The organism is Streptomyces sp. OR43, from assembly GCF_008042275.1.
Lineage (GTDB): Bacteria > Actinomycetota > Actinomycetes > Streptomycetales > Streptomycetaceae > Streptomyces.
Genome location: NZ_RDBK01000032.1, coordinates 64,911 through 73,673 on the forward strand (window position 1 = coordinate 64,911; position 8,763 = coordinate 73,673).

Sequence of the window (8,763 nt, forward strand, 5' to 3'; positions counted from 1 at the left end):
ACCAACGCTTCCACCACCTGCTCGAACGGCACATCCTGATGCGCATACGCACCCAGCGCCGTCTCCCGCACCCGCCCCAACACCTCACGGAACGACGGATCACCCGACAGATCCGTCCGCATCACCAACGTGTTCACGAAGAACCCGATCAAGCCCTCCGTCTCCGCACGATTCCGGTTCGCCACCGGCGTGCCGACGACCACATCGTCCGACCCCGCATGCCGCCCCAGCAGCACCACATACGCCGACAGCAGCGTCATGAACATCGAGACACCGCACTCACGCGACAGCTCACGCAGCGGCTCTACGGTCTCCTGCGGAATCTCGAACCTGGTCACCGCGCCGATCGTCGACCGGATCGGCGGCCGAGGGCGGTCGGTGGGCAGGTCCAAGGTGGGGGAACCGTCCAACTGCTGCGTCCAGTAGCCAAGTTGGCGTTCAAGCAGCTCGCCGTCGAGCCACTGCCGCTGCCACACGGAGAAGTCCGCGTACTGCACGGTCAGCGGGGGCAGCGGGTCGGGCTCGCCGGCGCGGAACGCCTCGTACAGGGCTCCGAGCTCGCGGTGGAAGATTCGGTCCGACCACTCGTCGAAGACCACGTGGTGGATCGCCAGCGCCAGTACGTGCTCCTCCGCGCCGAGCCGGAACAGAGTGGCCCGGACCAGGGGGCCGGTCGCGAGGTCGAACGGCACGGCCGCGTCCACGGCCGCCAGCTCCCGCACGGACTCCGCCGGGTCGAGGCAGTCGGACACGTCGACGACCGGCAGCGGGAACGGCGCCGGCGCGTCGATCACCTGGTGCGGCACGCCGTCCGCACCGGCGACCAGGCGCGTGCGCAGCACCTCGTGCCGGGCCACGACTCCGCCCAGCGCCGCGCCCAGCGCGGCCACGTCCAGGGGTCCGTTCCATGCCACGGGCGACAGCAGGGCGTACTCCACCGCGCCGGGCGCCAGCTGGTCGAGGAACCACAGGCGCTGCTGCGCGAATGACAGCGGCAGCGGCCGGCTGCGGTCGGCCGGTGTCAGGGGGTGCACGACGGTGTCGGTGCCGGAGTCCTCCAGGACCGGTGCCAGCTCGCGCACCGTGGGCCGGTCGAACAGGGCGGACAGCGGCACCTCGGCGCGGAACGCCTCCCGGATGCGGGAGACGACCTGGGTGGCGAGCAGCGAGTGCCCGCCCACCTCGAAGAAGTTGTCGTCGGCGCCGATCCGGTCCACGCCGAGCACCTCGGACCAGATGCGCGCGAGCAGTTCCTCCGTGGCGCCGGCCGGGGCGACGAACCCGGCGGTGTTGGCCTGGGACGGTTCAGGCTGCGGCAGTGCCGCCCGGTCCAGCTTTCCGTTCGAGGTCAGGGGCAGCGCGGCGAGCTCGACGAAGGCGGCCGGGACCATGTAGTCCGGCAGCTCGCGGCGCAGGCAGGCGCGGAGCTCGCCCGCGTCCGGGACGCCCGCGGTGTGGTCGGCGGGGACGAGGTAGGCCACGAGTCGCCTGTCCGCACCGTCACCGGAAGCGGTCACGACGGCGGACAGGACCGCCGGGTGGGCGGCGAGCAGCGCCTCGATCTCGCCCGGTTCGATCCGGAAGCCGCGGACCTTGATCTGCTTGTCGGCCCGGCCCAGGTACTCCAGGGTCCCGTTGGCCAGGAGGCGGGCGCGGTCTCCGGAGCGGTAGAGCCGGGAGCCGTCCGCCGCGAACGGGTCGGCGACGAAGCGCTCGGCGGTGAGCGCCGGCCGGCCGCCGTATCCGCGCGCGACACCGGTGCCGCCGATGTACAGCTCGCCGGGCACCCCGGTGGGTGCGGGCATGAGGTGCTCGTCGAGGACGAGGGCGCGCCAGCCGGGGAGCGCGCGGCCAACCGGCAGCCTCGGGTCGGCCGCCGTGTCGGCGGCGTCGATCCGGTGGTGGGTGACGTGGACGGTCGTCTCCGTGATGCCGTACATGTTGACGAGGGCGGGGGTGTCCAGGCCCCACGCGTCGGCCCACCGCTCGACGTGGACGCGCTGCAGCGCGTCGCCGCCGAAGACGACGTACCGCAGGTCGGTGGGCGTGCGGCCCGGGCCGGCGGCCTCGGCCAGCTGCCGGAACAGTTCCGGCGTGGCGCTGAGTACGGTCACGCCCTCGTCAGCCAGGACGTCCCGGAGCAGCCACGGCTGCCGCACGGTCTCGGTCGGTACGACGAGGCACCGGGCGCCGTGGGTCAGCGCGCCCCAGATCTCCCAGACGGAGAAGTCGAACGCCGAGGAGTGGATGACGCTCCACACGTCGTCGTGCCCGAGGTCGAAGGTCTCCGTGCGGTCCACGGCGGCGAAGAGGCCCTGGACGTTCGCGTGCGGGACGTGGACGCCCTTGGGGCGGCCGGTCGAGCCGGATGTGTAGATCACGTACGCGAGCTGTCCGGGCTCGGTGGCGGTGTCCGGTGGTGCGGTGGCCGGACGCCGGCCGATCTCCGCGGCGGTTTCGGGGGCGTCGACGACGAGCAGGGGCGCGACGTGGGTGTCCGCCTGTACCTGGGTGAGTACGTCGGTCAGTGTCGCCGCGTGACGCTGCTGCGTCACCACCACCTTCGCGCCGCTGTCGGCCAGCATGTAGGCGAGCCGCTCGGACGGCTGCGCCGGGTCGAGGGAGAGGTAGCCGCCGCCGGCCTGCCACACGGCCAGCATGGCCGTGACCATGTCGACGCCGCGGTCCAGGCACAGTCCGACGACGGTTTCCGGGCCGGCGCCGGCATCGCGCAGCAGGTGCGCGAGACGGTTCGCCCCTGCCATCAGCTCCGCGTACGTGACGCGCTGCTCGCCGCTGACGAGGGCCACCGCGTCGGGGGCCTCCGCGGCCCGCTGCGCGATGAGCGCGGGTACGCCTCCGGCCTGGGGCGACGGCGTCACGGCGTCGCCCCACTCCGCGACCAAGCGGTCGTGTTCGTCCGCCGACAGCAGGGACACCTGCGACAGCGGACGCGTGTCGTCGGCGGCCACCGTCTCCAGCAGGCCGACGAGGTGCCCGATCATCCGCTCGACGGTCGAGGTGTCGAACAGCGCGGTGCTGTACTGAAGCTCGCCGACGAGACCACCGCGGCCGTCTCCGGAACCGTCGCTGTCACGGTGGCCGTCGCCGTCGCCCAGCGTCAGAAGCAGGTCGAACTTCGCGGGAAGGCTGTCCGCGAGGAAGTCGGTCGCGAGCGCGTCGGGGCCGAAGAGGTCACCGCGGCCCGGAAGGGCGCCTGGCTCCTGGGACTCGTACGTGAACATGACCTGGAACAGCGGCGTCCGGGACCGGTCCCGCTCGCCGACCAGCTCGTCCACGAGCTGCTCGAACGGCAGGTCCTGGTGCGCGAAGGCGGCGAGAGAGGTCTCGCGCACGCGGCCGAGGAGTTCGGCGAAGGAGGGATCGCCGGAGAGGTCGGTGCGCAGGACGAGCGTGTTGACGAAGAACCCGATGAGGTCCTCGATCTCGGCGCGGTTCCGGTTGGCGACCGGCGTGCCCACGACCACGTCCTCCGAGCCCGCGTAGCGGCTCAGCAGGACGTCGAAGGCGGCGAGGAGCGTCATGAACATCGTCGTGCCACGCTCGCGCGAGAGGGAGCGCAACGCGTCCGCCGTCCGCGCGGGGACGGTGAACCTGAGGGCGGCGCCCTCGGTTGACCGTACGAGCGGCCGGGGTCGGTCGGTAGGCAGTTCCAGCGTCGGGGCGCCCGCCAGGTTCCGGGTCCAGTAGGCGAGTTGCGACTCCAGCACGTCACCGGAGAGCCACTGCCGCTGCCAGGCGGCGAAGTCCGTGTACTGGACGGCCGGCGGCTGGAGCGGGTCCGGCAGGCCCTCGCGGAACGCCTCGTACAGTGCGGCCAGTTCGCGGCGGAAGACCTGGTCCGACCACTCGTCGAAGACGACGTGGTGCACCGACAGCGCCAGAACGTGCTCGTCGGGAGCGACCCGGATCAGCAGGGCGCGGATCAGCGCGTCGGCCGCCAGGTCGAAGGGCAGCACCGCGTCGGCGGCGACCAGTTCGCGGGCCGCGGCAACCGGATCGCGCTCCGCGGAGACGTCGACGAGCGCGAGCGGGAAGGCGTCCGCCGGCTGGTCGATCACCTGGTACGGGATGCCGTCCGCACCGGCGACGAGCCGGGTGCGCAGCACCTCGTGCCGCCTCACGACGGCGCCGAGAGCGGCCGCCAAGGCGCCGACATCGGGCTTCTCGCCGCGCAGCCAGACCGGCAGGGCGACGTTGTACTCGGCGGCCTCCTGGTCCATCTGCTCCAGGAACCAGAGCCGCTGCTGCGCGAACGACAGCGGCAGCGGCTGCGTACGGTCCGCCACGCCGACGGGCGGCGGGGCGTCCGCCCGGCCGGCGCTCTCCACGGCGGCGGCCAGACCGCGCACGGTCGGCCGGTCGAAGAGCACGTGCAGCGGGATCTCGGCCCCGAGCAGCTCCCGAACCCGCGACCTGACGCGCGTGGCCAGCAGCGAGTGGCCGCCCAGCTCGAAGAAGTTGTCGGTCACGCCGACCCGGTCCAGCCCCAGGAGCTGGGCCCAGACACCGGCGAGCAGCTCCTCGGTGGCCGTGCCCGGGGCGACGAACGCGTCCAGCTCGGGCCGCGCGCCTGCCGGCTCGGTAAGGGCGGCACGGTCGAGCTTGCCGTTTGGGCTCAGCGGCAGGGCGTCGAGCGACACGAAGGCGGACGGGACCATGAAGGCGGGCAGTCGGCCGCCGGCGTACGCGCGGAGGTCGGCCACGGACGGGATGGCGGCCGTCTGGTCCGCGGGGACGAGGTACGCGGCCAGGCGCCGGTCCTCGACATCGCCGAAAGCGGCCACGACGGCGGTGCGGATCTGCGGATGGGCGGCCAGGACCGCCTCGATCTCACCCGGCTCGATACGGAAGCCACGCACCTTCACCTGACTGTCGGCCCGCCCGACGAAGTCGAGCTGCCCGTCCGCCAGCCAACGGGCACGGTCACCCGACCGGTACATCCGGGTGCCGTCCGCAGCGAACGGATCGGCGACGAACCGCTCACCCGTCAGGCCAGGCTGACTCCGATAGCCACGCGCGACCTGCGGACCGGCGATGTACACCTCACCGGCCACACCCACGGGGACGGGGTTCAGCCGCTCGTCGAGCACGTAGAGACGGGCGTTGGCCACGGGCGCACCGATGGCAGGCGCGCCGGTGAGCCGCTCCGGGTCCACGACACCGGTCGTCACCATGACGGTCGCCTCGGTCGGGCCGTACGTGTTCACCAGCCGACGACCGGCCGACCAGACGCGCGCCACCGGCTCCGTCAGGCGCTCCGCACCCAGCAGCAGGGTCTCGACACCGGACACGGCCTCCGGATCCAGGACACCCAGCAGAGACGGGACGACGCTCGCCGCGCGCACACCCTCGGCCCGCAGCATCGACGTGAGCAGCGCGGCCTCGGCCCGCTCCTCCGACGTCGCCACGACGAGGACGCCGCCCGAGGCCAGCGTCACCGCCACGTCCAGGACGGCGGCGTCGAAGCTGAAGGAGGCGAACTGCAGCATGCGCACGCCCGGCCCGGCGCCCAGCTCCGGCGACAGAGCCGAGACCATGCCGACCACACTGCCGTGCGCGACCTGCACGCCCTTCGGCCGGCCGGTCGAACCGGACGTGTAGATCACGTACGCCAACTGGGCTGCAGATACGGTCGTTTCGGGTGCGTCGGACGGCAGCCCGGCCAGGGCCTCGCGTACAGCCGCATCGTCCAGCCACACACCCTGCCCGACCGGCAGCCCCTTTACCAAGGCCCGCTCACCCACCACGACGTGCACACCCGCGTCCGCGAGCATGAACTCCAGCCGGTCGGCCGGGTATTCGGGGTCCAGCGGCACGTACGCGCCACCGGCCTGCCACACCGCGACCATCCCCACGACCATGTCCAGCCCACGCGGCAGACACAGCCCCACCACCGACTCCGTGCCCACACCCATCGACCGCAGGTGATGCGCCAGACGATGCGCCCGGGTGATCAGCTCGCCGTACGTCAGCGACTCCCCGCCGGCGACCACGGCCACGGCATCCGGGGCCGACACGGCCCGCTCGGCGATCAGTTCGTGCACGCTGTCCACCGCCGGCAGCTCCGCCGACGACGCGTTCCAGCCCTCCACCACCAGCTCACGCTCAGCCGCCGGAAGCACCGGCAGCTCGCCGACCCGCTGCCCCGGGTCGAGAACGACGGCGTCCAGCAGCGTGACCAGGTGACCCGCCAGGCGCTCCATCGTCGAGGCGTCGAACAGCGCGGTGCTGTACTCGATCTGCCCCGACAGGGCGTCGGCGCTTCCCTCGACCCGGACCGACAGATCGAACTTCGACGGCAGGACGCCGTCCGGGTTGGTGTACGCGCCGCCGTCGGCGACGTAGCTGAACAGGACCTGGAACAGCGGGGTCCGCGAGCGGTCCCGCTCCGTCACCAGCTCGTCCACCAGCTGCTCGAACGGCACGTCCTGATGCGCGTACGCACCCAGCGCCGTCTCGCGCACGCGCGCCAGCAGTTCACGGAACGACGGGTCGCCGGACAGATCAGTCCGCAGCACCAGCGTGTTCACGAAGAACCCGATGAGGTCCTCCGTCTCGGCACGGTTCCGGTTCGCGACCGGCGTGCCGACGACCACGTCCTCCGCGCCCGCGTACCGGCCCAGGAGTACGTCGAAGGCCGCCAACAGCGTCATGAACATCGACGCGCCGGACTCGCGCGACAGCGCGTGCAGCGCCTCCGCGGTCCGCGCCGACACGCTGAACCGCTGCACCGCACCAGCCGAGGAACGAACCGCCGGGCGCGGCCGATCCGTGGGCAGGTCGAGTACGGGCGCACCGGCCAACGCGGCGTGCCAGTAGGCGAGCTGGCCGTCCAGGAGGTCACCGGACATCCATGCGCGCTGCCAGACGGAGAAATCGGCGTACTGCACGCTCAGCGGCGGCAGCGGGTTCGGCTCCTGCGCGCGGAAGGCGTCGTAGAGGGCCGACAGCTCGCGCTGGAACAGGTGGTCCGACCACTCGTCGAAGATCACGTGGTGCGCCACCAGCAGCAGGACGTTCTTCTCGTCCGCGACCTTGGTCAGGGTGGCTCGGACCAGCGGGCCGTCCGTCAGGTCGAACGGCTTCGTCGCCTCGGCACGCAGCAGCTCCGCAGCGTATGTGTCGGGGTCCGACTCGCCGGACGCGTCGACCACCGCGAGCGGGAAGGCGGCCGGCGGGTCGATCACCTGATGCGGTACGCCGTCCGCGTCCGCCACCAGACGCGTACGCAGGACCTCGTGCCGCGCGACCATCGCGTCCAGCGCCGCGGTCAGCGCGGCCAGGTCCAGCGCCCCGTGCAGCAGGATCGGCATGGGCAGGACGTACTCGGTCGATCCGGGGTCGAGCTGGTCGAGGAACCACAGACGCTGCTGCGCGAACGACAGCGGCAGCGGCAGCGTGCGGTCCACGACCGTCATCGGGGGCGCGACCGTTCCCGACGCCTCCGCGACGACCTGGGCCAGGCCGCGTACGGTCGACCGGTCGAACAGCACCGACATGGCGAGCTCGACGCCCAGCGCCTCGCGGATCCGGGCGATCACCTGCATCGCGAGCAGCGAGTGCCCGCCGAGTTCGAAGAAGCTCTCCGTCGCACTCACGCGGTCGAGACCCAGCACCTCGGCGCAGATCCCGGCGACAAGCTCCTCCGTCGCTCCCGACGGAGCGACGAACTCCGCTCCGGACGCCTGCCGCACCTCCGGGGCCGGCAGCGCGGAACGGTCCAGCTTGCCGTTGGCCGTCAGCGGCAGCCCGGCCAGCTCGACGAACACGGTCGGGATCATGAACTCCGGCAGCCGACCGCCGACGAACTCCCGCAGCTCACCGGCCGAAGGCATCCCGACGGTGACGTCGCCCGGGACCACGTACGCAGCGAGGCGACGATCCGTACCATCGCCGAACGCCGCCACCACAGCCGTACGAACCCCGGGGTGACCGGCCAGAACCGCCTCGGTCTCACCCGGCTCGATGCGGAAGCCGCGGACCTTCAGCTGCTCGTCCGCGCGGCCGACGAAGTCGAGCCGCCCGTCGGCCAGCCAACGGACCACGTCGCCGGACCGGTACATCCGGCTGCCGTCGGCAGCGAACGGGTCGGCGACGAACCGCTCACCCGTCAGCCCGGGACGACCGCCGTAGCCACGGGCCACACCGGCGCCGGCGATGTACAGCTCGCCCGCGACGCCCACGGGGACGGGATGCAGCTGCTCGTCGAGGGCGTACACCTGGGTGTTGACGAGCGGCCGGCCGATCGACGGGGCACCCTGCGCCTCGGGGTCCGCAAGGCCGGTGGAAGCGATGACCGTGGTCTCGGTGGGTCCGTACCCGACGAAGAACCGACGGCCGGGACCCCACTCGCGTACGACCGCCTCGCCGACCCGCTCCGACCCGACGAACAGACTCCGCACACCCGGCAGCGCCGCCTCGTCCAGCACACCCAGCAGGGACGGCGACACACTCGCCGACACCACACCCTCGGCCCGCACCAACTGCTCGAGCCGCGCCGGCACGCGCCGGTGCTCGGTGGAGGCCACCACCAGGGCTCCGCCTCCGGCCAGCGTCACCGCGACATCCAGAACGGCCGCGTCGAAACTCTGCGACGCGAACTGCAACACCCGCGCACCCGGCTCCACACCCAGCGCCGACCTCAGAGCCAGCGCCAGATTCACCACACCACCATGCGCGACCTGCACACCCTTCGGACGACCCGTCGAACCCGACGTATAGATGACATACGCCAGCTGG

Annotated in this window: 1 protein-coding gene; it reads right to left on the bottom strand. The window is 72.3% G+C overall.

All coding sequences use genetic code 11. The features are described from left to right. A partial coding sequence (locus EAO72_RS41975) for a non-ribosomal peptide synthetase (RefSeq protein WP_261991509.1) occupies positions 1-8,711 on the bottom strand: 8,711 nt, incomplete at its 3' end. Positions 8,712-8,763 lie beyond the last annotated feature (52 nt).